The organism is Micromonospora sp. CNZ286, assembly GCF_014207755.1.
In genome coordinates, this window is the sequence record NZ_JACHIZ010000001.1 from 853,483 (window position 1) to 879,133 (window position 25,651).

Sequence of the window (25,651 nt, forward strand, 5' to 3'; positions counted from 1 at the left end):
GGCTGGGGGCGGGGCTGGGGCTGGGGTGGGACGGGGACGGCGGCGGGGACCTTGGGTCCTCGCCGCCGTCTGGTGCTTTGGTCAGGTCACTGCTTGAGCATGTTGTCCAGCAGCAGGGCGCAGCGGATCAGGCCGAGGTGGCTGTACGCCTGCGGGTGGTTGCCCAGCCCGCGCTCGGCCAGCGGGTCGTACTGCTCCGGCAGCAGCCCGGTCGGCCCGGCCGTGTCGACCATCTGGGTGAACAGCTCCTCGGCATCGCTGCGGCGGCCGGTGCGCAGGTACGCCTCGATCAGCCACGACGTGCAGATGTGGAAGCCGCCCTCCCGGCCGGGCAGGCCGTCGTCCCAGTGGTACCGGTAGACGACCGGACCGCTGCGCAACTCCGCCTCGATCTTGAGCACGGTGGAGAGGAAACGCGGGTCGTCGCCGGCGAGCAGCCCGGAGATGCCGATCCACAGTGACGAGGCGTCCATCTCCTCGTACCCGTAGGCGACGCTGTACGCCTCGGCCTCCGGGTGCCAGCCGTGCTCCAGCACGTTCGAGGCGATCCGGTCGCGCAGCTCGACCCACTCGGGCCGGTCCTCGCCGCCGTGGCGACGTACGACGTGCAGCGCGCGGTCCACCGTCATCCAGAGCATGACCTTGGAGAAGACGTGGTGCCGCGGGGGGAGGCGGGCCTCCCAGATGCCGTGGTCGGGCTCGTGCCAGCGGCGGCGTACCGCCTCGACCATGTTCTCCAGCACCCGCCACTCGTCGTCGCGGATCGAGCCACGGGCGTCGGCCACCGCCGCGATCAGGTCCGCGACCGGGCCGAAGACGTCGAGCTGGAGCTGGTGGTTGGCGAGGTTGCCGACGCGTACCGGCCGGGAGCCGGCGTAGCCGGGCAGCGTGTCGATGACCGCCTCGGCGCCCAGTTCGAAGCCGTCCACCGTATAGAGCGGGTGCAGCCGCTCCGGGTGCCCGCCGGTGCGCTCGACCACGCCGTCGATCCAGCGCAGCAGCCCTTCGGCCTCCTCGGTCGAGCCGAGGTCGACAAGCGCGCGGGCGGTCATCGCGGCGTCCCGCAGCCAGCAGTAGCGGTAGTCCCAGTTGCGGACACCGCCCAGTTCCTCCGGCAGCGACGTGGTGGCCGCGGCGAGGATCGAGCCGGTCGGTTCGTGGCAGAGGCCGCGCAGCGTCAGCGCGCTGCGGGCGACCAGGTCCCGGGCGGTCGCGGGCAGCCGCAGCGAGGCCACCCAGTCCTTCCAGGGCTGCTCCGCGGCGGCCTGCCGCTCGTGCAGCGGCAGCCGGTGCGGTTCCAGGCTCTGCGTGCCGAAGCGCAGCTCCAGCACCACCTGGCCACCGGCGGCGGACAGGTCGACCACCGCCTTCGCGGTCTCGTAGCCGGCGTCGTTGGTGACCTCCCACTCGACGCCGGGGGAGTGCAGCGCGACCGGCTCGTTGGAGCCGAGCACCAGCAGGCCGTCGTCGAGCGGCTGGAGCTGCACCGCCACCTGACCGAACTCGGGGCGCGGCGCGAACTCGACCCGGGCCCGCCCGGTGCCGCTGAGCACCCGGACCAGTGTCGAGTCGCCGCTGACCACTGCGGGGTCGTCCGGCGTGGTCTCCCGTACCGGCAGGTCGAGCCAGTCGGTCACGGTCAGGCCGGACCAGCGGGTCTCGACCGTCATCGTGTTGCTGCGGTAGCGCTGGCCCAGCGGGATGCCGCCCCGCTCCGGGCCGACCGTGAAATGCCCGGCCGGGCTGCCGCCGACCAGGTCGGCGAAGATCGCCGCCGAGTCCGGCTTCGGGTGGCACAGCCAGGTGATCTTGGCTTCCGGTGTGACGAGCGCGACGGTACGGCCGTTGGCGAGCATCGAGTGCCGCTCGATCGGCACCGCCCGCTCGCCGAACAGCCAGTGCCGCCGCGTCTCCAGCAGCAGCCCGAGCGCCCGGGCCGCCTCGATCGGCTCGGCCACCCGGTAGTCGGCCCGGGTCTCCCCGGGACCGATCTTGATGCCGACGTCCGGCCCGGTCAGGTTGCCGAAGGCGTTCTCGTCGGTGACGTCGTCGCCGATGAACAGCACCGCGCTCGCGGCGAGCTGGGTGCGGAGCTGGTCGACGGCGGTGCCCTTGTTGGTGACGACCACCGACAGCTCGATGACCTCCTTGCCCTGGGTGACTGTCACGCCCTCCCAGGTCGCGGGGCCGTTGCGGACCGCCTCGACGGCCCGGGCGGCGACGTGCGGGTCCACACCGCGGGTGTGCACTGCGACGCTGGCCGGCTTGCGTTCCAGGCGGATGCCCGGGTGCTCGGCGGCGATCTCGCGCAGCGCCTCGCGGAGCCGGTGCCGGACCGCGATCAGCTCGGGGGTGAGCCGCTCGACGAAGCCGATGTCGAACTCCGAGCCGTGGCTGCCGACGAGGTGCACCTCGCTGGGCAGCCGCGAGAGCGTGGCCAGGTCGCGCAGCGCCCGGCCGGAGACGACGGCGACGCTCGTCTGCGGCAGCGCGGCGAGCGCGCGTACGGCCGCCACCGACTCGGGCAGCGGCACTGCCTTGCTGGGGTCCTCGACGATCGGCGCCAGCGTGCCGTCGTAGTCGCAGGCGACCAGGAGTTGCGGAACCCGGGCGATACGGCCGATGGCGGCACGCAGTTCGGGATCCAGCACGCCGCCGTGGGCGGCGGCGGGGGCGGGCGAGGTCACGCAGCCTCCGTATCGGGGACGCCGAGCTCGCTGAGGAACGACTTGGCCCAGTGGCCCACGTCGTGGCTGCGCAGATGGCGCTGCATGACGCGCATCCGGCGGCGGGCTTCGGGCTTTTCGACATGCACGGCCCGCAGCAACGCGTCCTTCACCGCGTCCGGGTCGTGCGGATTACACAGGAACGCCTGGCGCAGCTCTGTCGCGGCGCCGGCGAACTCACTGAGCACGAGCGCGCCGCCCTGGTCGGCGCGCGATGCGACGTACTCCTTGGCCACCAGATTCATTCCGTCTCGCAGCGGGGTCACCATCATCACGTCGGCCGCGACGTACATCGCGGCCAGTTCGGAGCGACTGTACGACTGATGCAGATAATGCACTGCAGGCACGCCGACCCGGCCGAATTCACCATTGATCCGGCCAACCTCGCGTTCCACCTTCACCCGAAGTGCCTGGTAGTGCTCCACGCGCTCGCGGCTGGGCGTGGCGACCTGCACCATAACCGCGTCCGGAACTGTCAACTTTCCGTCAGCGAGGAGTTCTCGGAAGGCCTTCAGCCGGAGTTCGATGCCCTTGGTGTAGTCGAGCCGGTCGACGCCCAGGATGATCGTCTTCGGGTTGCCCAGCTCCTCGCGGATCTGCTTGGCCCGGGCCTGGATCGCCGGGTCCTCGGCCAGCCGCTCCATCTCCTTGGTGTCGATCGAGATGGGGAACGCGCCGGCCTTCACCTGCCTGCCGTCGACCTGGATCATCTGGCCCTCGTAGCGCAGGCCGAGCAGGTGCCGGGCCAGCCGGACGAAGTTCTGCGCCGCCAGGCGCTGCTGGAAGCCGACCAGGTCCGCGCCGAGCAGTCCACGCAGGATCTCGGTGCGGAACGGCATCTGCATGAACAGCTCGATCGGCGGGAACGGGATGTGCAGGAAGAAGCCGATCCGCAGGTCCGGTCGCAACTCGCGGAGCATCGCCGGCACGAGCTGGAGCTGGTAGTCCTGGACCCAGACCGTCGCGCCCTCGGCGGCCACGTCCGCCGCGGCCTCCGCGAACCGGGCGTTCACCAGCCGGTACGCCTCGCGCCAGCGCCGCTTGTAGGCGGGCGTCTCCACCGCGTCGTGGTAGAGCGGCCAGATCGTCGCGTTCGACTGGCCCTCGTAGTAGCGCTCCAACTCCTCGGCGCTCAACGGCACCGGGTGCAGCCGGATGCCCTCCAGGTCGAACGGCTCGGGCGCGGCGCCGGTGCCGCCGGCCCACCCCACCCAGGTGCCCTGGTGCTCGGCCAGCACCGGGTGCAGCGCGGTCACCAGCCCGCCGGGGCTGCGCCGCCACTGCCGCCCCTCGGGTGTGCTCACCTCGTCGACCGGCAGACGGTTGGCCACTACGACAAAGGAGCTACGGACGGTCACGATCGGCCACCTCCGGGTACTGACGGGTCCACCGCGATGAGCGTACTGAGCGTAGCTGCGGCGTCTGATCCCCCGTGCCGGAGTTACCTACCCGTCCCAGAACCGCCGAACCCAACGCGTGATCTTGTCGACACCCGGGCCCGCAGTTCGGCTCTTCCCGGTCGTACCGGAGACGTCCACGAGTGCTACCGGCGTCGGCGACGAGGCTCGCCGCCGTACCCCTGGGGTGGGGTGATGTGGGCGTGGCGGTCCGTACCTGTCAGGATTGACGGCGGCGTGCGCGCGGCCGGCTCCCGGCCGGCGGCGGCAGGCGGAGATCGACGCCCGCGCCCCGCACCCGACAAGCCCGCGATCGCAACCGACGGAGGTAGCCCGCACCGTGGCCCAGTTCATCTACGTCCTGGACAAGGCGCGCAAGGCGCACGGCGACAAGGTCGTGCTCGACAACGTGACGCTGAACTTCCTGCCGGGTGTCAAGATCGGGGTGGTCGGTCCGAACGGCGCCGGTAAGTCCAGCCTCCTCAAGATCATGGCAGGGCTGGACCGGCCGAGCAACGGCGAGGCCCGGCTCATGCCCGGCTACTCCGTCGGCATGCTCGCGCAGGAGCCGCCGCTCAACGAGGAGAAGACGGTCCTCGGCAACGTCGAGGAGGCGGTCGCCGAGACCAAGGCCAAGCTGGAGCGGTTCAACGCCATCGCCGAGCAGATGGCCACCGACTACTCCGACGAGCTGATGGAGGAGATGGGCAAGCTCCAGGAGGAGCTGGACGCCGCCGACGCGTGGGACATCGACTCCAAGCTCGAACTCGCAATGGACGCGCTGCGCTGCCCGCCGCCGGACGCCGACGTCACCCAGCTCTCCGGTGGTGAGCGCCGCCGGGTGGCGCTGTGCAAGCTGCTGCTGGAGGCGCCGGACCTGCTGCTGCTCGACGAGCCCACCAACCACCTGGACGCGGAGAGCGTGCAGTGGCTGGAGCAGCACCTGGCGAAGTACGCCGGCACCGTCCTGGCGATCACCCACGACCGGTACTTCCTGGACAACGTGGCCAACTGGATCCTGGAGCTGGACCGCGGCCGGGCCTACCCGTACGAGGGCAACTACTCCACCTACCTGGAGAAGAAGGCCGCCCGGCTCTCCGTCGAGGGACGCCGCGACGCCAAGATGAAGAAGCGGCTGTCCGAGGAACTGGAGTGGGTCCGCTCGAACGCCAAGGCGCGGCAGACCAAGTCCAAGGCCCGCCTGGACCGCTACGACGAGATGGCCGCCGAGGCGGAGAAGACCCGGAAGCTGGACTTCGAGGAGATCCAGATCCCGCCGGGCCCGCGTCTGGGCAACACGGTCATCGAGGCGCAGAACCTCACCAAGGCGTTCGGTGACCGGGTGCTGATCGACGACCTGTCGTTCTCGCTGCCCCGCAACGGCATCGTCGGCATCATCGGCCCGAACGGCGTCGGCAAGACCACGCTGTTCAAGACCATCGTCGGGCTGGAGCAGCCGACCGGCGGCTCGGTCCGGGTCGGCGAGACCGTCTCGCTGTCGTACGTCGACCAGAACCGGCAGGGCCTGGACGGCGACAAGACCGTCTGGGAGGTCGTCTCCGACGGGCTGGACCACCTCATGGTGGGCAAGGTCGAGATGCCGTCCCGGGCGTACATCGCCGCGTTCGGCTTCAAGGGGCCGGACCAGCAGAAGCCGACCAAGGTGCTCTCCGGCGGCGAGCGCAACCGGCTCAACCTGGCGCTGACGCTCAAGATCGGCGGCAACGTGATCCTGCTCGACGAGCCGACGAACGACCTGGACGTGGAGACGCTGTCCAGCCTGGAGAACGCGCTGCTGGAGTTCCCCGGCTGCGCCGTGGTCATCTCCCACGACCGGATGTTCCTGGACCGGGTCGCCACGCACATCCTGGCCTGGGAGGGCGACGACCAGAACCCGGCGAAGTGGTTCTGGTTCGAGGGCAACTTCGAGGCGTACGAGAAGAACAAGGTCGACCGCCTCGGCGCCGAGGCGGCCCGTCCGCACCGGGTGACCTACCGCAAGCTCACCCGCGACTGACCGGGGCCGACCCTTGTCTGACCGGTTCGTCTACCACTGCGCGCTGCGCTGGTCCGACCTGGACGCGTACGGCCACGTCAACAACGCCCGCTTCCTCACGCTCTACGAGGAGGCCCGGGTGGCGATGATGTTCGCCGGCGGCCGGGCGTGGGGAGTGGGCTCGTTCGCCGACGGTGTGGTCATCCGCCGGCACGAGGTCGACTACCTGCGCCCGGTCGACTACGCGCTCGGCCGGGCCAGCGCGGAGGCCGCCCCGACGGTACGGATCGAGCTGTGGGTGGACCAGATCAGGGCCGCCTCCTTCTCGGTCGCGTACGAGCTGTACGACGGCGACACGCTGGCCGGCACCGCCCGGTCGCTGCTGGTGCCGTTCGACCTGACGGCGCAGCGCCCGCGCCGGATCTCGCCGGAGGAGCGGGCGTTCCTGCTCCGCTACGCGCCGGGGCTGAGCGGATGACCGGGCACGGGTTGACCGGGACGGCCGACGCCGGGGCCTTCCTGGCCCGGCTGGTCCGGTTCGACCCGGCCACGCTGGTCCGGCTGCGGCCGGTGCCCGGGGCGGGCCGTACCGCCCTCTGGGCGCGTCTGCCGTGGGGGGTGCTCGTGGTCCGAACCGTGCCCGGCACCGCTCCCGGGGACGTCACGGTCGCCGCGGGGGAGCTGCTGGCCGAACTCTCCGCCGGGGGCGCCGCGCTTCCGGTACGCCGGGACGACGGCTGGCGGTGGCAGCTCCCACCGGCCGCGAGCCGGGCGGTGGAGGCGCTGCCCGGCGCCGAACTGCTCCGGATCGCGGAGGCGGCGGCCGGGACGCTGCGCGAGGCGGCCACGCACGGCGTGGCGGGCCGCGCGGTCGGGCAGCGGGTGCTGCGGGACGCCCTGCTGGACCACGTCGCCGTGGTGGTGACCCCGGACGAGGCGCCTCGCACACCCGTCGAGGTGTCGCAGCGGCTGGTGCAGGCCCTGGTCCGGATGGGCTTCCTCGGCGCGGGCGCGGACGACGTTCAGGTGCGTACGGCTGGTCGATGGGTCGGACTCGTCGGACCGTTCGGGGCGGCCTGGTCGCGTACCGTCGCCGATCTTGCACTCAGGCCGACGGTAGGTCATCCGAACGGATGACCCAGCTTCGTCCTTCCGGTTTGGGGCGGTCGTTGGGGGGATGCCTCACGCCGTCTGTCCGGGTACCGTCCATCCTCGGATCCAACGCACCGTAGGCGTCCGGATCCGCTGGGGAGTGAGGTGCGCGAGCGATGCCGTGGTGGTCATGGCGCCCTGGTCCCGCCGCTGGCGGGGAGCCGGAGACTCGAAGCGGGACCACAGTGGATGACACCATCCGGGTCGGCCCACCGACCCCTCGCCAGCCGGGGGACGACGTGGCGCCACCTGAGCGGCCGGTCCTCGCGGACATGCCGGCCACCGTCGCGCCGGTCACCCTGAGCCGGGTCTGCGACGCGCTCGACCTGCTCGACGTCCGCTATCTGGCCGACGGCGACGGCAACCTGCTGGCCATGTGGGAGCGGCACGCCGTGCTCGTCGCGCTGGAGGGCCCGGACGACGAGATCCTGGTGATGCGGGCCCGCCCGCACGCGACGGTCCCGCCGGACTGGGCCGACCGGGCCTACCGCGTCGTGAACGAGTGGAACCACACCCGGCGCTTCTGCAAGGCGTACATCGGCGACCCGACCGAGCGCGGTCAGCTTCCGATCTACGCCGAGTTGCAGGTCCCGCTCGGCGCCGGCGCCCACGACGCGCTGCTCGTCGAGATGCTCGACTGCGGCGCCGCGGTCGCCGTGACGTTCGTCGACTGGCTGCACGACGAGGGCGCCCTGCTCTGAGCCGGGCTCAGCCCGCGGCCGGGTCCTCCATCACGTTCACCATGAAGTACGCGGCCCGCTCCAGGTAGTCCCAGAGCGCGGCGGCGAGCTGCGGCGGCAGGTCGAGCGTGTCCACCGCCCGGCGCATGTGGTGCAGCCAGGCGTCCCGCTCGGCCGCGCCGATCCGGAACGGGGCGTGCCGCATCCGCAGCCGCGGGTGGCCGCGCTGCTCGGAGTAGGTGTGCGGTCCGCCCCAGTACTGGATGAGGAACAGGGTCAGCCGGTCCGCCGCCGGGCCCAGGTCCTCCTCCGGGTACATCGGCCGCAGCAGCGGGTCGTCGGCCACACCGGCGTAGAACTCGTCCACCAGCTTGCGGAAGGCCGGTTCACCGCCGATCGCCTCGAAGAGGGTCATCGACTCGCCTGGGGAAGTCACGCTTCCATCCTGCCAGGTGCGGCCCGGCACCCGCGCCCGCCCGCCGGGCGGCGCGGATCACGTCACCGCGTGCCGGTGTTGCCCGTGCTCGCGGTTCCGGTCACCGGACGCGGGGCCGGGCGCGTGCGCGTGCGCCGGCCCGCCGCCGGCCGCCGACTCGGCGCGGGCGGCCGCGACGGCCTCGTGGATCACCTGTGGCCGGGGCCAGGCGAGCGCCGCGACCGTCATGATCAGCACACCGGCGGCGCTCCAGACGCCGACCACCGACGGGACCGAGAACCGCTCCGCGAGCGCGCCCGTGACCAGCACCGCGGCACCTTGGATGATCTGCGTGCCGCTGGCCATGACGCCGAACGCCCGGGCCCGGAAGCCGTCCGGCAGCGCCTGTACGAACAGGCCGTTGGCGACCGGGACGAGCCCGGCGACGGCGAAACCGCACCCCCCGGCCAGCAGCGCCACCACCGTCGGCGGCGGGTTGAACAACGCGGGTACGAGTGTCGCCGGCGCGATGATCATCAACGGTCGCATCAGCGTCAGCCGCCGCTCCGGGCCGACGAGCCGGCTGATGGTCAGCCCGCCGAGGATGTAGCCGACCGGGACGGCGGCCATGATCAGCCCCTGCGCGGTGCCGGCGTCCATCCGGCCGTCGGTCCGGTCGGCGGCCCAGCCCGCTGCCAGTCCCTCGGGGACGATCGAGAAGAGCATCGCGCTGAACACCAGCACCGCGATGGCGCGCAGCACCGGCCGCTCGAAGACGATCCGGAAGCCCTGGACGGTCTCCCGCAGCAGGTGGCTGCGGTGCACCTCGGCCATCGCCGGTGGCCGCTCGCGCACGCCGAAGCGGACCAGCGCGGCCGACACGGCGAAGGTCACGGCGTTGACGAGCAGCGCGGTGTTCGGGTTGAGCGCCGCCACCGTGGCGCCGATCAGGTAACCGACGACCTGGGCGGCCTGGCCGGCGCTGGTGAACGCGGCCAGGCCCACGACCAGCCGGTCGCCGGTCAGGAGGTGCGGCATCAGCGCCGACCGCGCCGCCTGGCTCGGCGGGTTCGCGAGCGTGGCCAGGAAGATCAGCGCGAAGATCGACCAGGTCGGCATCCAGGGCATCGCGACTAGCGCCATCAGCGCCATCCGGAGGAGGTCGCAGACGACCATGACCCGGCGGTAGTTGTGCCGCTCGGCGAGCGCGGAGAGCAGCGGGCCGCCGACCAGCCAGGGAAGGTAGCTGGCGGCGAACGCGGCGGCGGAGAGCGCGACCGAATCGGTCTCGCGCAGCACGAGCACCGTGACCGCGGCGCGGGCCAGGTAGTCGCCCACCCAGGAGAGGGTGTTGGCGGCGAAGATGGCGCGGAACTCCGACTGACCGAAGACGTCCCGGAAGGTGGCCGGGGCCTCCCGGGCGGGTCGCGCGTCGGACACCGTCGCCTCCATCGTTCCTGGTCGACCACTTGTGATGGCCCGACCGGGAACCGTCGTCAGATCAACCGATCAGCGAGGACACGAGCACGCCCCCCGGTGGAGCGTGTGCACCGGATTCTGCCCGATCGTCTGACAACTGGCTAGGGCGAACGGATTGATCGTCGCATCTCCGACTGAACGAACGGACGATACCCGAGGGGCCGCGCGGTGCGGAACCCCGGAAATCGTCCGGCTCGTCCGGCGACTCAGGTGGGTCCGCCGGTGCCCGTACCCTCGGCGGCGGGCGGCGCCGGTGGCTGGACCGGCAGGCCCGGGAACAGCCGTGCGGCCGCGATCTGCGCGACGATGCCGGAGTTCTCCAGCGCCTCCGCGAGGCGGCGGCGCAGCTCGCGGCCGACCGCGAACTGCCCGTCCGCGGTGGTCTTGACGACGGTACGGATCACCGCGCCGTCGACTGTCATCTGCTCGACGCCGAGGACCTCCGGCTCCTCCACGATGCTCGGCGCCAGCTCCGGGTCCAGCGCCACCGACGCCGCCGCGGTACGCAGCACGGCGGTGGCCTCCTCGGTGCCGGCGAACCCGATCGGCAGGTCGACCACGACGAGCGCCCAGCCCTGGCTCTTGTTCCCGACGCGGACGATCTCGCCGTTGCGGATGTACCAGAGCACGCCGCGGCCGTCCCGGACCGTGGTGACCCGCAGCCCCACCGCCTCGACCACGCCTGTGGCCTCGCCCAGGTCGACCGTGTCGCCGACGCCGTACTGGTCCTCGATCAGCATGAACAGGCCGGCGATCAGGTCCTTGACCAGGCTCTGCGCGCCGAAGCCGAGCGCCACGCCGGCGATGCCCGCGCTCGCCAGCAGCGGGGCCAGGTCGAAGCTGAACTCCTTGAGCACCATCAGCAGCGCGATGCCGAAGACGAACGCGGTGACCATGCTGCGCAGCACCGACCCGATCGCCTCGGCCCGCTGCCGCCGCCGCTCCGGCACGAACTGGTCCGGGTCGAGCGAGGCGCTGGGGATCCGCTCGCGCAGCGGGCGGAGCATGGTCGGCACCGCGCCGTCGGTGGTGGTCCGCACCAGCCGGTTGATGGTCCGGTGCAGCGCCCACCGGGCGGCCACCGCGAGCAGCAGGATCAGCGCCACCCGCAGCGGCTTGAACAGGATCCAGTAGCTGCTCTCGGCGAACCAGGCGGAGTTCGTCACTCGGTACACCCACTCGCATGAGCTGCTGCCCTGGCAGTCCGGCTTCCGGTCGGAGACGGCGGCCAGCACGGCGGAGATCAGGTCGGAGACGTTCACTCTGCTTTCGTACCGCACGCCTGGCGGGCGGCGGACACCGCCACCTCGGCGAAGTGTCGCTACCCGGGGGGTAGCCCCGGATTAGTACGTGCAATCCGGGGCGCGATCAGGGACTATTGGCGCAACGGACGTCGGTGATCCGGCCGGCGTCGGAGCCGTCCCGCGCTGTCCGCGGGGCGGTTCCGGCGCAGACGAGGCGGGAGCGACTGGACCGGAAGGGTGAGCGCGATGCCTGACATACGACCCACGGCGGGCTCCGGTGCACTCGTTCTCAACGCCACCTACGAGCCCCTGTGCGTCGTGTCGGTGCGTCGTGCCGCGATCCTCGTCCTCTCCGCCAAGGCGGTCTGCGTCGCCGACGGCGAGGGCATCCTGCACAGCGCGCGCAACGCGTTACCGGTGCCCTCGGTGGTGCGCCTGACCCGCTACGTCCGGGTGCCGTACCGCACCCACGTCGGGTTGTCCCGGCGGGCGGTGTTCGCCCGCGACGGGTGGCGGTGCGCGTACTGCCGAGGGCCGGCCGAGACCATCGACCACGTCTTCCCGCGCAGCCGGGGCGGCCGGCACGCCTGGGAGAACGTGGTCGCCGCGTGCGCGCGGTGCAACCACACCAAAGGCGACAAGACGCCCGCCGAGCTGGGCTGGCGGCTGCACCACCTGCCGGCCGCGCCCAAAGGAGCCGCGTGGCGGGTGCTCGGGCACCGCGCCCCCGACCCGCGCTGGGCGGACTGGCTCGACCTGCGCGAACCCGAGCCCGAGGCGGCCTGACCGGCCCGCTCAGCGCGCCTTGACCAGCGCGGCGTAGACGACCAGGTTGTCCGCGTACCCGGTCTCGCCGCCCACCCAGCGCCCGCCGCACGTGATCAGCCGCAGGTTGGGCCGGCTGAAGTCGCCGTAGACGTCCTCCACCGGCAGCTTCTCCTTGCCGTACCGCTCGATCGAGGTCACCTCGAACACCGCCACCGACCGGTCCTCGCGGGTCACCTCGATCCGGTCGCCGTCGTCCAGCTCCTTCAGCCCGTGGAAGACGGCCGGACCGGTGGTGGTGTCGACGTGCCCGACGAGCACGGCCGGTCCGTACTGGCCGGGGGTGGGGCCCTGGTCGTACCAGCCGACCTCGCCGGCGCGCTCCACGTCCGGCACCGCGATGCTGCCGTCCGGCGCGATGCCGACCCGGTGCACCGGCGCGCGCAGGTTCAGCTTGCCGATGCTCAGGTCCGTCGGCGGGCTGGCCGGCAGCACCGGGAACTTCTTCGGCGGCGGGCGCAGGCCGGCGACGATCCGGTCCGGCAGCACGCTGACCCCGGTCACCCGTTCCACGCCGAGCATGGCCACGATCAGCGCCATCACGCTCGCCACCACGAGCACCGGGACGCCGGGGCTGCGGCTCGGGGCGTACCGGCGGGTGGTGGTCCGTCCGGCGCGGGCCTCGACCGGCCGGGACTGCGGGTCGGCGGTGGCGACGCTGGCCGAGAACGCGTGCCCGGCGACGTGGGCGAACCGGCGCGCGGCCCGGGACGTCAGCCGCAGCGCGGCCCGGAGCCGGCCGGCGCGCTCCGGCGACCGGCGGCCGGGACGGGCGGCGGCGCGGCGGGTGCGGTCCGCCGCCGGGCCGGTACGGTCCCGGCGGCGCGATGAGCGGGCCATTGCGGCACCTCTCGTCAGCCGCGGCCGCCGGGCTTGCGGCGGGCGCTCACACCGGCCACCACTGCCACCGCGACCAGGCCGCCGACCAGCAGCAGCGAGCCCGTGCCCCGGCTACCCGCGGTGCCACCGCCGCCGGTCGCCGGCCCCTTGCTCGGCTGCGCCATGTTGAGCACTGTGAGCATGGTCGAGGCGGTGTTGCCGTTGGAGCAGTCCAGGTTCACCGGGTAGTCGCCGGGCGCCTTGTTGCCGGGCACGGTGACCGAGCCGGTGAGGAAGCCGTTGTCGGACCGCAGCGTCACCCGCCCGAAGGCGTCCGAGGTGACCTGCGCCTGGCGGTTGTTGCTGTTGTCGCAGCCGGCCCGCAGGTTGACCCGGGAACCGGCCTGGACGCTGTTCGGCGTCACCTCGATGAACACGCTCTCCCCGGCCCGGGCCGGCGGCGCGGTGGTCAGGACGAACGCCGCGACCAGGCCGAGCAGGCCCAACAGGGACGACAACGCACGATGTGACACGAGCCCTCGCATGGTTCCCCCCTCCCGGCGCGACGATGCGCCGGACCACTGACGGGCAGCGGCGCCTGCTTTCCCGGAGGGCGGGGGTAGCTAACGGGGCGCCTTGACCACGGGGTGCCAGGCCAGCGGGGTGGACAGCACCATCGTGCTGGACGGCTGCCCGTACGGCGCGAGACGGTCGATGACCTCCTCGAACTCGCCCATGTTCGTGGCGGCGACCTTGAGCATGCTGCACGCGTCCCCGGTGATCCGGTGGATCTCCATGATCTCGGGCCAGCCCGCGACGTCGGGGTCGTTGAGGATGCAGCGCGCGCCGTAGCAGGACATCCGGATCAGCGCGAGCACTGTGCGTCCGGCCCGGGTGAGGTCGACGTGGGCGTGGTAGCCGGTGATCACGCCGGCTTCCTCCAGCCGCCGTACCCGCTCGGCCACAGCGGGCGGCGACAGGTGGACCCGGCGGGACAACTCGCTGTACGAGAGCCGGGCGTCGGCCTGGAGCTCGCGCAGCAGCGCCCAGTCCATGTCGTCCACGCGCGGACCTTCCTTCCGTAAAGACAGCGACGCGAGATGGTTTCGGTTCGCGAAGTGAGACCACCATACCGCCGTTGAACAGGCATTCCATTCGGCCGTCCACCAGCGGGATCATGACTTCTACCCCGCGCACGGACGGAGAATGACTGTGGAACAGACGACGGCGGTGCGCCCGGTAACCCCCCAGGAACGGGCGGCTCGGGCGGCGCGCAACGGCGGCGAGCCGACGCTGGAGTTCGCCGACCGCGTGCCGTACGACGCGTACGTACGGGCCAGCACACTGCACCGGCTCCAGGAGCCGCTCAGCGACGACCCGGGCGAGATGTCCTTCCTGATGGTCAGCCAGATCATGGAGCTGTACTTCGGCCTGACCTGCCACGAGCTGCGGCACGCCAAGCGCGAGCTGCGCGAGGACCGGATCTGGGAGGCCCTGCCTCCGCTGCGCCGCGCCGCCCTGCACCTGGAGGGCCTCAACGCCGCCTGGCACGGCCTGCGCTGGATGAGCCCGGCCGACTTCAACCGCTTCCGCGACCGGCTCGGCGAGGGCTCCGGCTTCCAGTCCGCCATGTACCGGCAGCTGGAGTTCCTGCTCGGCCTGCGCGACCGGGCGCTGATCCGCCCGTTCCGCCGGCAGACCGAGGTGTACGACGAGCTGACCGCCGCGCTGGCCACGCCGAGCCTCTGGGACGAGGTGGTGGCGCTGCTGGCCCGCAAGGGCTTCGACGTGCCGGCCGAGCTGCTGTCGCGGGACGTGAACGGTGAGCACGAGGCGCACCCGGCGATCGAGGCGGCCTGGGTCCGGATCTACGGCGACAACGGCCCGGACAACCACCTGCGCCTGCTCGGCGACGCGCTGACCGAGATCGCCGAGGAGTTCGGCGACTGGCGCTGGAACCACGTCAAGGCCGTCCAGCGCACGATGGGCGCCAAGGTCGGCAGCGGTGGTTCCGCCGGACTGGCATGGTTGCAGCGCAGCATGGCCCGGGTGGTCTTCCCGGAGCTGTGGTCGGCCCGCACCGCGATGTGACGAGAGAGAACAGCATGCACACCCCCGAGAACGAAGCCCTCCGCCGCGACGCCGCAGACCCCGGCCACCGGCACCTGTTCCACATCCCACCCGCCGACGGCGGGCGCTACCCCGACACGGCGTACCTGGCGGGCAACTCGCTCGGCCTGCAGCCCCGGGCCACCCGGGACGAACTCCTCGCCGACCTGGACGCCTGGAGTCGCCTGGGCGTCGAGGGACACCTGGAGTCGGAGCGGCCCTGGCTGCCGTACCACGAGCTGCTGACCGCACCGGCCGCCCGCCTGGTCGGCGCGCTGCCCGCGGAGACCGTGGTGATGAACTCCCTCACGGTGAACCTGCACCTGCTGATGGTCAGCTTCTACCGGCCGGCGGGCGAGCGCACCCGCATCGTCATCGAGGACAGCGCGTTCCCCTCGGACAGCTACGCCGTGCGCAGCCAGGCCCGCTTCCACGGCCTGGACCCGGACACCACTGTGGTACGCCTCAAGCCGCGCCCCGGCTCGGACACGCTCGGCACCGAGGACGTGCTGGACTTCCTGGCCCGCGAGGGCCACACGGTGGCGCTGCTGATGCTCGGCGGCGTGAACTACCTGACCGGCGAGCTGATGGACATCCCCGCCATCACCGCTGCCGGCCGGGCCGCGGGCGCGGTGGTCGGCTGGGACCTGGCGCACGCCGCCGGCAACGTGCCGCTGGCGCTGCACGACTGGGACGTGGACTTCGCCGCCTGGTGCTCGTACAAGTACCTCAACTCCGGCCCTGGCGCGCTGGGCGGCGTCTTCGTCCACGAGCGGCACCTCGGCGACCCGTCGATCCCGCGGTTCGAGGGCTGGTGGAGCACCGAGGCGGCCACCCGGTTCGAGATGACCCCGGTGTCCCGGCCGCCCGCCACAGTGGAGGCGTGGCAGATCTCCAACCCGCCGATCTTCGCGATGGGCCCGGTGCGTACCTCGCTGGAGCTGTTCGACTCCGTCGGCATGCCCGCGCTGCGCGAGCGCAGCCTGCGGCTCACCGCCTGGCTGGAGCAGCTGCTCGACGAGGTGACGCCGGGCCGCCCGCTGACAGTGGTCACCCCGCGCGACCCGGCCCGCCGCGGTTGTCAGCTCTCGGTGCGGATCGGGGTGGGCAGCGCGAACGAGCTGACCAAGCGGCTGCGGCACGAGCACGGCGTGGTCGCCGACGCCCGGGAGCCGGACATCGTCCGGTTCGCGCCGGTGCCGCTGTACTCCTCGTACCACGACTGCTGGCGGGTCGCCGAGGCGCTGGCGGCAACGTTTGAGAAGGAGGGCTCGTGAGCGAGCGCGACGAGATCGCCGTGGTCGGCGCCGGGCTGGCCGGCTGTCTGCTGGCCTGCTACCTGGCCCGGCGCGGCTACCCGGTGGCCCTCTACGAGCGGCGGCCCGACCCGCGTACCGGCACCGCCGAGCGGGGCCGGTCGATCAACCTGGCGCTGTCCGAGCGTGGCCTGGACGCGCTGCGCCGCATCGGCCTGGAGGACGAGGTCATGGCGGACGCGCTGCCGATGCGCGGCCGCATGATCCACCCGGTCGAGGGCGAGCCGGAGTTCCAGTCCTACAGCGGATCCGGGGACCGGGCGATCAACTCGATCAGCCGGGGCGCGCTGAACAACGCGCTGCTCGACGCCGCCGCCGCGCTGCCGAACGTGCGCGTCGCGTTCGACCACCGGCTGGTCGGGCTCGACCCGCTCGGCGGCGAGATGACGTTCGAGACCCCGCAGGGCAAGGTCACCGCCACCGCCTCGGTCGTCCTCGGCGCCGACGGCGCCGGCTCCGCGGTGCGTGGGCAACTGCTCGCGTACGGCGGCCTGACCGAGAGCCTGGACTTCCTCGACTACGGCTACAAGGAGCTGACCATCCCGCCGCTGGGCGGGGAGTTCGCGCTCGACCCGGGCGCGCTGCACATCTGGCCGCGCGGCACCTCGATGATGATCGCGCTGCCGAACCCGGACCGCTCCTTCACCTGCACGCTGTTCTGGCCCACCCACGGCACCCGCAGCTTCGCCTCGCTGAGCAGCCCGGCGGCGATCGAGCAGTTCTTCGCCACCCACTACCCGGACCTGGTCCCGCTCGCGCCGAACCTGGTCGACGACTACCAGCACAACCCGGTCGGTGTGCTCGGCACCGTGCGCTGCACGCCGTGGCAGGTGGCAGGCAGGGTCGGCCTGATCGGCGACGCCGCGCACGCCATCGTGCCGTTCTACGGCCAGGGCGCGAACTGCGCGTTCGAGGACGTGGTCGAGCTGGACCGCTGCCTCGACGAGTGCGACGACGAGTGGGCCGCCGCGCTGCCGCTGTTCCAGCACCGCCGCCAGGACAACGCCGAGGCGATCGCCCGGATGGCGCTGGCGAACTTCGTGGAGATGCGGGACAAGGTCGCCTCGCCGGTGTTCCGGACCCGCAAGCAGGTCGAGCACGCGCTGGAACGCGCGCTGCCCGGCCGCTACGTCTCCCAGTACGAGCTGGTCTCGTTCTCCACCACCCCGTACGCGCAGGTGCGCCGCCGGGTGCGCGCGCAGTACGCGGTGGTCGGCGCGGTAGCGGCCGGCGCGGTCGCGCTGCTGGCCGGCGGTGTGCGCGCGGCGCTGGGGAGGCGGCGATGACGCTCTGGGATCCCCGCCTGATGACCGGCCACGCGCCGGACGGCCCCGGCCTGCTGCGCAACTTCGTCGGCGGCGAGTTCGTCGACGTCGGCAGCCGGTTCACCAAGCGCAGCCCGGTCACCGGCGAGCCGGTGTTCGAGGTGGTCGAGGCGTCCCAGTCGACAGTGGACGACGCGGTCGCCGCGGCCCGGTCGGCGCTGCGCGGCCCGTGGGGCCGGATGGGGGAGCGGGAACGCGCCGAGGTGCTGCGCCGGGTCGCCGACGAGCTGGAACGGCGCTTCGACGACCTGGTCGCCGCCGAGGTCGCCGACACCGGCAAGGCCATCTCGCAGGCCCGTACGCTCGACATCCCGCGCGGCGCTGCGAACTTCCGGGCGTTCGCCGAGATCGTGGCCACCGCGCCCACCGAGTCGTTCACCACTGTCACCCCGGCCGGGGGCCGGGCGCTGAACTACGCGGTCCGCAAGCCGGTCGGCGTGGTCGCGGTGATCGTGCCGTGGAACCTGCCGCTGCTGCTGCTCACCTGGAAGGTCGCCCCGGCCCTGGCCTGCGGCAACGCCGTAGTGGTCAAGCCCAGCGAGGAGACCCCCGCCTCGGCCACGCTGCTGGCCGAGGTGATGGCCGCGGCGGGCGTGCCCGACGGTGTGTTCAACCTGGTGCACGGCTTCGGCCCCGGCTCGGCCGGCGAGCACCTGACCCGGCACCCGGGCGTGGACGCGATCACGTTCACCGGCGAGTCGGCGACCGGAAGCGCGATCATGCGCGCCGCCGCCGACGGCGTGAAGGCGGTCAGCTTCGAGCTGGGCGGCAAGAACGCCGGCCTGGTGTTCGCCGACGCCGACCTGGACGCGGCGGTCGCCGGTTCGGTGCGGTCCAGCTTCACCAACGGCGGCCAGGTGTGCCTGTGCACCGAGCGCATCTACGTGCAGCGGCCGGTGTTCGAGGAGTTCACCGCGCGGCTGTCCAAGCGCGCCGACGAGCTGGCGTACGGCTGGCCGGACGACGAGGCCACGGCGAACATGCCGCTCATCTCGCACGGGCACCGGGACAAGGTGCTCGGCCACTACGCGCTGGCCCGTACCGAGGGCGCCGAGGTGCGCGCCGGTGGCGGCACGCCGCGCTTCGGCGACGCCCGCGACGGCGGGGCGTACGTGCAGCCGACGGTGCTCACCGGCCTGGGGGCGGACGCCCGCACCAACCAGGAGGAGATCTTCGGCCCGGTGGTGCACGTCGCGCCGTTCGACGACGAGGACGAGGCGTTCGCGCTGGCCAACGGCACCGCCTACGGCCTGGCGGCGACGGTGTGGACGCGGGACGTGGGCCGGGCGCACCGGGCCGGCGCCCGGCTCGACGCCGGCATCGTCTGGGTGAACACCTGGTTCCTGCGCGACCTGCGCACCCCGTTCGGCGGCGTGAAGGCGTCCGGCGTGGGCCGCGAGGGCGGCGTGCACTCGCTCGACTTCTACTCCGAACTCACCAACGTCTGCGTGGACCTGTCATGAGCGCGCGCGGTGGGCAGAATGGCCGGAATCCCCAGCGACGTAAGCGAGGAGCCGCCATGACCGTGGACATCGAGGCCGCCAACCGGGAACTCGCAGTGGCCCGGCAGGAGGGGAAGCCCTGCCCGCCGCTGCGCGGCCGGCTGCTGCCCGAGGGCGACATCGAGGCCGCGTACCAGGTGCAGCAGGTCTACACCCGGCAACGGCTGGGCAAGGGACACCGCCGCGTCGGCGCGAAGATCGGGCTGACGTCGCGGACCGTGCAGGAGAGCTTCGGCGTCTTCCAGCCCGACTTCGGGGTGCTGTTCGACGACATGGCCGTCGGCGACGGCGTCGAGGTGCCGATCGGCCGGCTGCTCCAGCCGCGGGTGGAGGCGGAGATCGCCTTCGTGCTCGGCGCGGACCTGCCGGACGAGCGGGTCACCACAGTCGACCTGATCCGGGCGGTGGACCACGTGCTGCCGGCCATCGAGATCGTCGACTCGCGGATCGCCGACTGGGACATCTCCATCGTGGACACGGTCGCTGACAACGCCTCCAGTGGGCTGTTCGTGCTCGGCACCGCGCCCCGGCGGCTCGCCGACGTGGACCTGCGGCTGTGCGGCATGGTGCTGGAGCACGCCGGTGAGCCGGTCTCGGTCGGCGCGGGCGCGGCCTGCCTCGGCAATCCGCTGCACGCGTTGCAGTGGCTGGCCGCGACCATGGCCCGGGCGGGCGACCCGCTCAAGGCCGGTGACGTGGTGCTCTCCGGCGCGCTCGGCCCGATGGTGCCGGTCACGCCCGGCACCGCGTACGAGGCGCGCATCTCCGGGCTCGGCTCGGTGCGTACCTGTTTCTCCTCGGAGGGAACGTCATGACTGTCGGAGTGGCGGTGCTCGGGTCGGGCAACATCGGCACCGACCTGATGATCAAGGTGTTGCGGCTCAGTGAGAGCCTGCGCATGGTGGCGATGGCCGGCATCGACCCGGCCTCGGACGGTCTGGCCCGGGCCCGCCGGCTCGGCGTGACCACCACCGCCGAGGGCGTCGACGGCCTCGTCGCGCTGCCCGAGTTCGCGGACGTCCAGCTCGTCTTCGACGCCACCTCGGCCGGCGCGCACAAGCGTCACGACGAGGTGCTGCGGGCGCACGGCCGTACCGTCGTCGACCTGACGCCCGCGGCGATCGGCCCGTACGTGGTGCCGCCGGTGAACCTCGACGAGCACCTGGGCGAGCCGAACGTCAACATGGTGACCTGCGGCGGCCAGGCCACAGTGCCGATCGTGCACGCGGTCGGCCGGGTCACCCCCGTCGCGTACGGCGAGATCGTCGCCTCGATCGCCTCGAAGTCAGCCGGGCCCGGCACCCGGGCCAACATCGACGAGTTCACCGAGACCACCGCCCGCGCCATCGAGGTGGTCGGCGGCGCCGAGCGCGGCAAGGCCATCATCGTGCTGAACCCGGCCGACCCGCCGCTGCTGATGCGTGACACGGTCTACTGCCTGTGCCCGGACGCCGACGCCGACCGGGGCGCGATCGCCGCCTCGGTGGCCGACATGGTGAAGGCCGTGCAGGAGTACGTGCCCGGCTACCGGCTCAAGCAGGACGTGCAGTTCGACGCCGTGGACACGTACGCGCCGGTGCTCGGCCGGCACTTCGCCGGCCTCCAGGTGTCGGTGTTCCTGGAGGTCTCCGGCGCCGGGCACTACCTGCCCGCGTACGCCGGGAACCTGGACATCATGACGTCGGCCGCGCTGCGTACCGCGGAGCGGCTGGTGGCGCTGCGTTCCCCGGAGGTGAGTGCCCGATGACCGACCTCTACATCCAGGACGTGACGCTGCGCGACGGCATGCACGCCGTCGCCCACCGCTACACGGTCGACCAGGTGCGTACCATCGCGGCCGCGCTCGACGCGGCCGGTGTGGCGGCGGTCGAGGTGGCGCACGGCGACGGCCTGGCCGGTTCCAGCGTCAACTACGGGCACGGCGCCGCAGCCGACGCGGACTGGATCGCCGCCGCAGCCGAGGTGCTGACCACCGCGCGGCTCACCACGCTGCTGCTGCCGGGCATCGGCACCATCGCCGACCTGAAGGCGGCGAAGGCGCTCGGCGTGACCAGCGTCCGGATCGCCACCCACTGCACCGAGGCGGACATCTCCGCCCAGCACATCGCCTGGGCCCGGGAGAACGACATGGACGTCTCCGGGTTCCTGATGATGTCGCACCTCAACGACCCGGCCGGGCTGGCCGCACAGGCCAAGCTGATGGAGTCGTACGGCGCGCACTGCGTCTACGTCACCGACTCCGGCGGCCGGCTGCTGATGTCGGACGTGGCGCAGCGCGTCGACGCGTACCGGCAGGTGCTGGAACCCGAGACGCAGATCGGCATCCACGCGCACCACAACCTGTCGCTTGGTGTGGCGAACAGCGTGCTCGCGGTCGAGCACGGCCGGATCCTCGGCGACGGCCCGCTCGGCTCGCCGTCCGGGCGGACCGTCCGGGTGGACGCGTCGCTGGCCGGTATGGGCGCCGGCGCGGGCAACGCGCCGCTGGAGGTGTTCGTGGCGGTCGCCGAGCTGCACGGCTGGAAGCACGGCTGCGACGTGTTCGCGCTGATGGACGCCGCCGACGACCTGGTCCGCCCGTTGCAGGACCGGCCGGTCCAGGTCGACCGGGAGACGCTCTCCCTGGGGTACGCGGGTGTCTACTCCAGCTTCCTGCGCCACGCCGAGCGGGCCTCGGCCAAGTACGGCGTGGACGTCCGCTCGATCCTGGTCGAGCTGGGCCGCCGCCGGATGGTCGGCGGCCAGGAGGACATGATCGTGGACGTGGCACTGGACCTGGCGGGTAGGGAGAACTCATGATCGGGCCGGACATCGCCGGCATCGCGGAGAAGCTGGGCGCGGCGGCCGACGACGCCACCGCGATCCCGCAGCTGGCCGCCGAGACCGGCCTCGACGTCGACGCCGCGTACGCGGTGCAGACCGCGCTGGTCAAGCGCCGCCTCGACCGGGGTGAGCGGCTGGTCGGCCTCAAGATGGGGCTCACCAGCAAGGCCAAGATGGCGCAGGTCGGCGTGGACGAGGTGATCTGGGGCCGGCTGACCGACGTGATGCGGGTGCCCGACGGCGGCGGCGTCGACGTCGGCGACTTCATCCACCCCCGGGTCGAGCCGGAGGTGGCGTTCCTGCTGGACCGGCTGCCCGACCCGGGCGAACCGGTCGGCTCGTTCACCCGTGCCGTCCGCGCGGTCGCCCCGGCGATCGAGCTGATCGACTCCCGGTACGCGAACTTCACCTTCTCGCTGCCGGACGTGATCGCCGACAACACCTCGGCCGCCGCGTTCGTGGTGGGGCCGTGGTCACCGGTGCCGGACGGGCTGGACAACCTCGGCGTGCTGCTGGAGATCGACGGGCGGGTGGCGCAGGTCGGCTCGACCGCTGCCATCCTCGGCGACCCGCGCCGCGCGCTGGACGAGGGGCTGCGGCTGGCCGGCCGGCACGGCGTACGACTGCGCAAGGGCTGGGTGTTCCTGGCCGGCGCGGCCACCGCCGCGGTGCCGCTGCGCCCCGGTGCGCACGTCCGCGCCACTGTGGAGAAGCTGGGTTCCGCCTCGATGAAGGCCCTCTCGTGAGCGCGAGGAGTGAGCCGGGTCTGCGAGCCCCGCAGTCGCGAACGGAAAGCGGCCCGGTGAGCGCGAGGAGTGAGCCGGGTCTGCGAGCCCCGCAGTCGCGAACGGAAGGCGGTTCTGCCGTGACCGCCCGGGTGGTGGCCGGGAAGGCCGTGCCGCGGGGCGCGTTCCCGCACGTCAAGGTGGCCGGCGGGTTCGTCTACGTCTCCGGTACGTCGTCGCGCCGGCCGGACAACACGTTCGCCGGGTTGTCGGTGGACGAGTTCGGCACCACCGACCTGGACATCCGGGAGCAGACCCGGGCCGTGGTCGAGAACATCCGCGACCTGCTCCGCTCGGTCGGCGCCGACCTGAACGACCTGGTGCAGGTCACCAGCTACCTGGTCAACATGAACGACTTCGGCGGCTACAACGAGGTGTGGGCGGAGTTCTTCGACGCCACCGGGCCGACCCGGACCACAGTCGCCGTGCACCAGCTTCCGCACCCGCATCTGCTGATCGAGATGCAGGCCGTCGCCCTACTTCCGTCGGGAGGTTCCCATGAGTGAGATCGCCGAGCCGTTCAGCTTCTCCGGCTGGATCGGCGAGAACCAGCACCTGCTCAAGCCCCCGGTGGGCAACAAGGAGATGCTGCCCGGCAGCGACGACTTCATCGTCATGGTGGTGGGCGGCCCGAACCAGCGCACGGACTTCCACGTCGACCCGTACGAGGAGTTCTTCTACCAGGTCAAGGGCAACATGCACATCAACCTGATGCTGCCCGAGGGCCCGCGTACGGTGCACGTGCGCGAGGGGCAGATGTGGATGCTGCCGCGCAACACGCCGCACTCGCCGCAGCGTCCCGAGGCCGGCTCGATCGGCATGGTGATCGAGCGGGTCCGCGAGGAGGGCACGCTGGAGAAGTTCCAGTGGTACTGCGGCGAGTGCCACCACAAGGTGCACGAGGTGGAGTTGCAGGTCCGCGACATCGCCGCCGACCTGCCCCCGGTCTTCGCCGCCTTCTACGCCGACGAGAAGGCCCGTACCTGCGACAACTGCGGCGCGCTGCACCCGGGCAAGGGCTGACGCGTGCCGGTCGTGGACGTGCACACGCACGTCGTACCGAAGGGGTGGCCGGACCTCGCCGCGGCGTGCGGCGGGTCCGGCTGGCCCTGGCTGCGGGTGGACTCCGAGCGCGCCGCCATGATCATGGTGGGGGAGACGGAGTTCCGCCCGATCGGCGCGCAGTGCTGGGACGCGCCGACCCGGCTGGCCGACATGGAGGCCGACGGCGTGGACGTGCAGGTCGTCTCGCCCACCCCGGTGTTCTTCAGCTACGACCGACCGGCCGACCAGGCGGTCAAGGTGGCCCGGATCTTCAACGACCTCACGCTGGAGGTCACAGCGGCCGGCAACGGCCGGCTGGTGCCGTTCTGCCAGGTGCCGTTGCAGGACCCGGACGCGGCCTGCGCCGAGCTGGACCGCTGCCTGTCGGCGGGGCACGCCGGCGTGGAGATCGGCAACCACGTCGGCGACCGGGACCTGGACGACGAGGGCATCGTGCAGTTCCTGACCCACTGCGCCGAGGTCGGCGTGCCGGTGTTCGTGCACCCGTGGGACATGCCCGGCGGCCCCCGGCTGGACCGGTGGATGGCCCGCTGGCTGACCGGGATGCCGGCCGAGACGCACCTGTCGGTGCTCGCGCTGATCCTCGGCGGCGTGTTCGACCGGGTGCCGGACACGCTGCGGATCTGCTTCGCGCACGGCGGCGGCAGCTTCCCGTTCTGGCTGGGCCGCGCCGACAACGCCTGGCACCGCCGCGGAGACCTGGTGCGCGGCGCGTCCAGCGCGCCGCCCAGCTCGTACGTCGACAGGTTCCACGTCGACTCGGTGGTCTTCGAGCCGGCCGCGCTGCGGCTGCTCGTGGACACCATGGGCGCCGAGCGGGTGCTGCTCGGCAGCGACTACCCGTACCCGCTGGGGGAGCGGCCGGTCGGCCAGGTGGTGCACCGGGCGGACTTCCTCACCGACGCGCAGCGGGACGCGTTGCTCGGCGGCAACGCGCTGCGGTTCCTCGGCCGCTGACGAACTCCGGGTGCGTCTGCCGAGGGCAGACGCACCCGGAACGGCTCAGGAGTGCGGGCAGGTGTCCCGGTACTCCTCGATCGCGGTGCCGCGAGGCGCCGGGCAGAGGAACTGCTCGTAGCGGGTGTCGTCGTCGACGAACCGCTTGAGCCACGAGATGCTGTACTTCGCGACTGTCACGTTCGGCGAGGTCGGCGCCGAGTGGCTGGCCGCGTTCAACTCCAGGTACGCCTTGTCCAGCGTGGCCGGCAGGCTGGTGTAGAACGGCTCCGAGTGCGACGACACCGGTGCCACCGAGTCGTTCTCGGCGCCGATGACGAGCGTCGGCACGCGTACCGACGACCAGTTCTTCGTCGTGTGCCAGCCGGTCAGCGGGATCGCCGCCTGGAGCGCGGGCCGGGCGTTCGCCGCCGACAGGCTGCCGCCGCCGCCCATCGAGTGCCCCATCACGGCGAGCCGGTTGCGGTCGATCCGGGTACGTACCGCGCTGGTGTTGGTCAGGTAGTCCAGGGCGGCCAGGAGCTGGGTGCCGCGGCTGGCCGGCTGGTCGTAGACGGAGAGGGTGTCGATGGTGATGACCACGAAGCCCTGCGAGGCCAGCCGCGGCCCGAGCCAGGAGACTGCCGACTGGCCGGCGGTGAAGCCGGGGGAGATCGCGACCGCGCCGAACGTGCCCTCGGCGGTGCTGGTCGGGTAGTAGATCGTGCCACCGCGGAAGCCGCTGACGCTCGATGCGGAGACGGTGGTCTGGGCGGTCGCGAACGGGCCCCGGGTGGCCTCGATGGAGGCGGTGGTGGGCGCGGGGCCGCGCTCGTAGGGGTTCGCGGCCAGCGCTGCCGCCGGCCCGCCGTCACCGGCGCCGGCCGGGGTCACCGGCAGGGCGGCGAGGCCGGCGGCGGTCAGGGCGAGGGCGAGCAGGGGGCGCAGGGCGCGCGGAAGCCGGGACGGGCGGTCCGGTGTGCCGGGTGCGTGGTGCACGGCGTGCTCCTCGGGGTGGTGGGGGCGGCCTTCGATCGACTTGCGTCGATCTCCACAT

25 protein-coding genes are annotated in these 25,651 nt (G+C 72.4%); 16 read left to right on the plus strand and 9 right to left on the minus strand.

Annotated elements, in window-relative coordinates; genetic code table 11:
- Window positions 1–86 precede the first annotated feature (86 nt).
- Window positions 87–2,687, minus strand: coding sequence for a trehalose-phosphatase (gene otsB, locus FHX31_RS04100; RefSeq protein ID WP_013288080.1), 2,601 nt, complete (start codon window positions 2,685–2,687; stop codon window positions 87–89).
- The gene (locus tag FHX31_RS04105; RefSeq protein ID WP_013288079.1) at window positions 2,684–4,084 is read right to left on the minus strand and encodes an alpha,alpha-trehalose-phosphate synthase (UDP-forming); all 1,401 of its coding nucleotides are present in this window, start codon (window positions 4,082–4,084) and stop codon (window positions 2,684–2,686) included. The genes otsB and FHX31_RS04105 overlap by 4 nt, the downstream gene beginning before the upstream one ends.
- 379 nt (window positions 4,085–4,463) lie before the next feature.
- Here FHX31_RS04105 and ettA point away from each other — a divergent pair, with 379 nt between their 5' ends.
- The 4 genes from ettA to FHX31_RS04125 all read left to right on the plus strand — a co-directional run bounded on the left by ettA (window position 4,464) and on the right by FHX31_RS04125 (window position 7,972).
- Window positions 4,464–6,140, plus strand: coding sequence for an energy-dependent translational throttle protein EttA (gene ettA, locus FHX31_RS04110; protein ID WP_013288078.1), 1,677 nt, complete (start codon window positions 4,464–4,466; stop codon window positions 6,138–6,140).
- Window positions 6,141–6,153: 13 nt separating this feature from the next.
- Complete coding sequence (locus FHX31_RS04115; protein ID WP_013288077.1) at window positions 6,154–6,597, plus strand: acyl-CoA thioesterase; 444 nt, start codon at window positions 6,154–6,156, stop codon at window positions 6,595–6,597.
- Window positions 6,594–7,256 (plus strand): DUF8185 domain-containing protein, encoded by a 663-nt coding sequence (locus tag FHX31_RS04120; protein WP_030273286.1) that lies wholly within the window; start codon window positions 6,594–6,596, stop codon window positions 7,254–7,256. The genes FHX31_RS04115 and FHX31_RS04120 overlap by 4 nt, the downstream gene beginning before the upstream one ends.
- Before the next feature lie 131 nt (window positions 7,257–7,387).
- The gene (locus FHX31_RS04125) at window positions 7,388–7,972 is read left to right on the plus strand and encodes a type III secretion system chaperone family protein (RefSeq protein WP_013288075.1); all 585 of its coding nucleotides are present in this window, start codon (window positions 7,388–7,390) and stop codon (window positions 7,970–7,972) included.
- 7 nt (window positions 7,973–7,979) lie between these two features.
- On the opposite strand, the gene FHX31_RS04130 is transcribed toward FHX31_RS04125, so the two are convergent.
- The 3 genes from FHX31_RS04130 to FHX31_RS04140 form a co-directional block, all read right to left on the minus strand.
- A complete protein-coding gene (locus FHX31_RS04130) occupies window positions 7,980–8,366 on the minus strand; it encodes a globin (RefSeq protein ID WP_174361815.1) in 387 nt (128 codons plus the stop codon).
- A gap of 78 nt (window positions 8,367–8,444) precedes the next feature.
- Window positions 8,445–9,818, minus strand: a complete 1,374-nt coding sequence (locus FHX31_RS04135; protein ID WP_184975137.1) for an MFS transporter — start codon at window positions 9,816–9,818, stop codon at window positions 8,445–8,447.
- Between the two features lie 233 nt (window positions 9,819–10,051).
- Window positions 10,052–11,107, minus strand: a complete 1,056-nt coding sequence (locus tag FHX31_RS04140) for a mechanosensitive ion channel family protein (RefSeq protein ID WP_030273292.1) — start codon at window positions 11,105–11,107, stop codon at window positions 10,052–10,054.
- Window positions 11,108–11,335: 228 nt separating this feature from the next.
- Between FHX31_RS04140 and FHX31_RS04145 the strand changes: the two genes are divergently transcribed.
- Window positions 11,336–11,875 carry an HNH endonuclease gene (locus tag FHX31_RS04145; RefSeq protein WP_013288071.1) on the plus strand — a complete coding sequence of 180 codons (540 nt, stop codon included), beginning with the start codon at window positions 11,336–11,338 and terminating at the stop codon, window positions 11,873–11,875.
- Between the two features lie 9 nt (window positions 11,876–11,884).
- Here FHX31_RS04145 and FHX31_RS04150 read toward each other — a convergent pair whose 3' ends face one another.
- From FHX31_RS04150 to FHX31_RS04160, 3 genes are all read right to left on the minus strand, one after another.
- On the minus strand, window positions 11,885–12,754 hold the full coding sequence (locus FHX31_RS04150) for a class F sortase (protein WP_013288070.1): 870 nt from the start codon (window positions 12,752–12,754) through the stop codon (window positions 11,885–11,887).
- A 14-nt stretch (window positions 12,755–12,768) separates the two neighbouring features.
- Window positions 12,769–13,278, minus strand: coding sequence for a hypothetical protein (locus FHX31_RS04155; protein ID WP_013288069.1), 510 nt, complete (start codon window positions 13,276–13,278; stop codon window positions 12,769–12,771).
- 78 nt (window positions 13,279–13,356) lie between these two features.
- The gene (locus FHX31_RS04160) at window positions 13,357–13,797 is read right to left on the minus strand and encodes an Lrp/AsnC family transcriptional regulator (RefSeq protein WP_013288068.1); all 441 of its coding nucleotides are present in this window, start codon (window positions 13,795–13,797) and stop codon (window positions 13,357–13,359) included.
- A gap of 142 nt (window positions 13,798–13,939) precedes the next feature.
- Between FHX31_RS04160 and FHX31_RS04165 the strand changes: the two genes are divergently transcribed.
- The 11 genes from FHX31_RS04165 (at window position 13,940) to FHX31_RS04215 (ending at window position 24,615) form a co-directional block, all read left to right on the plus strand.
- Complete coding sequence (locus FHX31_RS04165) at window positions 13,940–14,824, plus strand: tryptophan 2,3-dioxygenase (protein ID WP_184975139.1); 885 nt, start codon at window positions 13,940–13,942, stop codon at window positions 14,822–14,824.
- Between the two features lie 14 nt (window positions 14,825–14,838).
- Window positions 14,839–16,119, plus strand: coding sequence for a kynureninase (gene kynU, locus FHX31_RS04170; protein ID WP_013475467.1), 1,281 nt, complete (start codon window positions 14,839–14,841; stop codon window positions 16,117–16,119).
- Window positions 16,116–17,444 carry an FAD-dependent oxidoreductase gene (locus tag FHX31_RS04175; RefSeq protein WP_013288065.1) on the plus strand — a complete coding sequence of 443 codons (1,329 nt, stop codon included), beginning with the start codon at window positions 16,116–16,118 and terminating at the stop codon, window positions 17,442–17,444. Before kynU ends, FHX31_RS04175 begins: the two co-directional genes overlap by 4 nt.
- Before the next feature lie 20 nt (window positions 17,445–17,464).
- Window positions 17,465–18,946 (plus strand): 2-hydroxymuconic semialdehyde dehydrogenase, encoded by a 1,482-nt coding sequence (locus tag FHX31_RS04180; RefSeq protein WP_184977744.1) that lies wholly within the window; start codon window positions 17,465–17,467, stop codon window positions 18,944–18,946.
- A gap of 56 nt (window positions 18,947–19,002) precedes the next feature.
- Entirely contained in the window at window positions 19,003–19,800 is a 798-nt protein-coding gene (locus tag FHX31_RS04185; protein ID WP_184975144.1) for a 2-keto-4-pentenoate hydratase, read from the plus strand.
- Window positions 19,797–20,732 carry an acetaldehyde dehydrogenase (acetylating) gene (locus FHX31_RS04190; RefSeq protein ID WP_184975147.1) on the plus strand — a complete coding sequence of 312 codons (936 nt, stop codon included), beginning with the start codon at window positions 19,797–19,799 and terminating at the stop codon, window positions 20,730–20,732. The genes FHX31_RS04185 and FHX31_RS04190 overlap by 4 nt, the downstream gene beginning before the upstream one ends.
- Window positions 20,729–21,784 (plus strand): 4-hydroxy-2-oxovalerate aldolase, encoded by a 1,056-nt coding sequence (gene dmpG / locus FHX31_RS04195; protein WP_013288061.1) that lies wholly within the window; start codon window positions 20,729–20,731, stop codon window positions 21,782–21,784. The genes FHX31_RS04190 and dmpG overlap by 4 nt, the downstream gene beginning before the upstream one ends.
- Window positions 21,781–22,554 (plus strand): 2-keto-4-pentenoate hydratase, encoded by a 774-nt coding sequence (locus FHX31_RS04200; RefSeq protein WP_030273308.1) that lies wholly within the window; start codon window positions 21,781–21,783, stop codon window positions 22,552–22,554. The genes dmpG and FHX31_RS04200 overlap by 4 nt, the downstream gene beginning before the upstream one ends.
- A gap of 119 nt (window positions 22,555–22,673) precedes the next feature.
- A complete protein-coding gene (locus FHX31_RS04205) occupies window positions 22,674–23,099 on the plus strand; it encodes a RidA family protein (RefSeq protein WP_184975148.1) in 426 nt (141 codons plus the stop codon).
- Complete coding sequence (locus FHX31_RS04210; RefSeq protein ID WP_013288058.1) at window positions 23,092–23,616, plus strand: 3-hydroxyanthranilate 3,4-dioxygenase; 525 nt, start codon at window positions 23,092–23,094, stop codon at window positions 23,614–23,616. Before FHX31_RS04205 ends, FHX31_RS04210 begins: the two co-directional genes overlap by 8 nt.
- A gap of 3 nt (window positions 23,617–23,619) precedes the next feature.
- A complete protein-coding gene (locus FHX31_RS04215) occupies window positions 23,620–24,615 on the plus strand; it encodes an amidohydrolase family protein (RefSeq protein ID WP_184975149.1) in 996 nt (331 codons plus the stop codon).
- Between the two features lie 45 nt (window positions 24,616–24,660).
- Here FHX31_RS04215 and FHX31_RS04220 read toward each other — a convergent pair whose 3' ends face one another.
- The gene (locus FHX31_RS04220; RefSeq protein ID WP_013288056.1) at window positions 24,661–25,593 is read right to left on the minus strand and encodes a poly(ethylene terephthalate) hydrolase family protein; all 933 of its coding nucleotides are present in this window, start codon (window positions 25,591–25,593) and stop codon (window positions 24,661–24,663) included.
- Window positions 25,594–25,651: the final 58 nt, after the last annotated feature.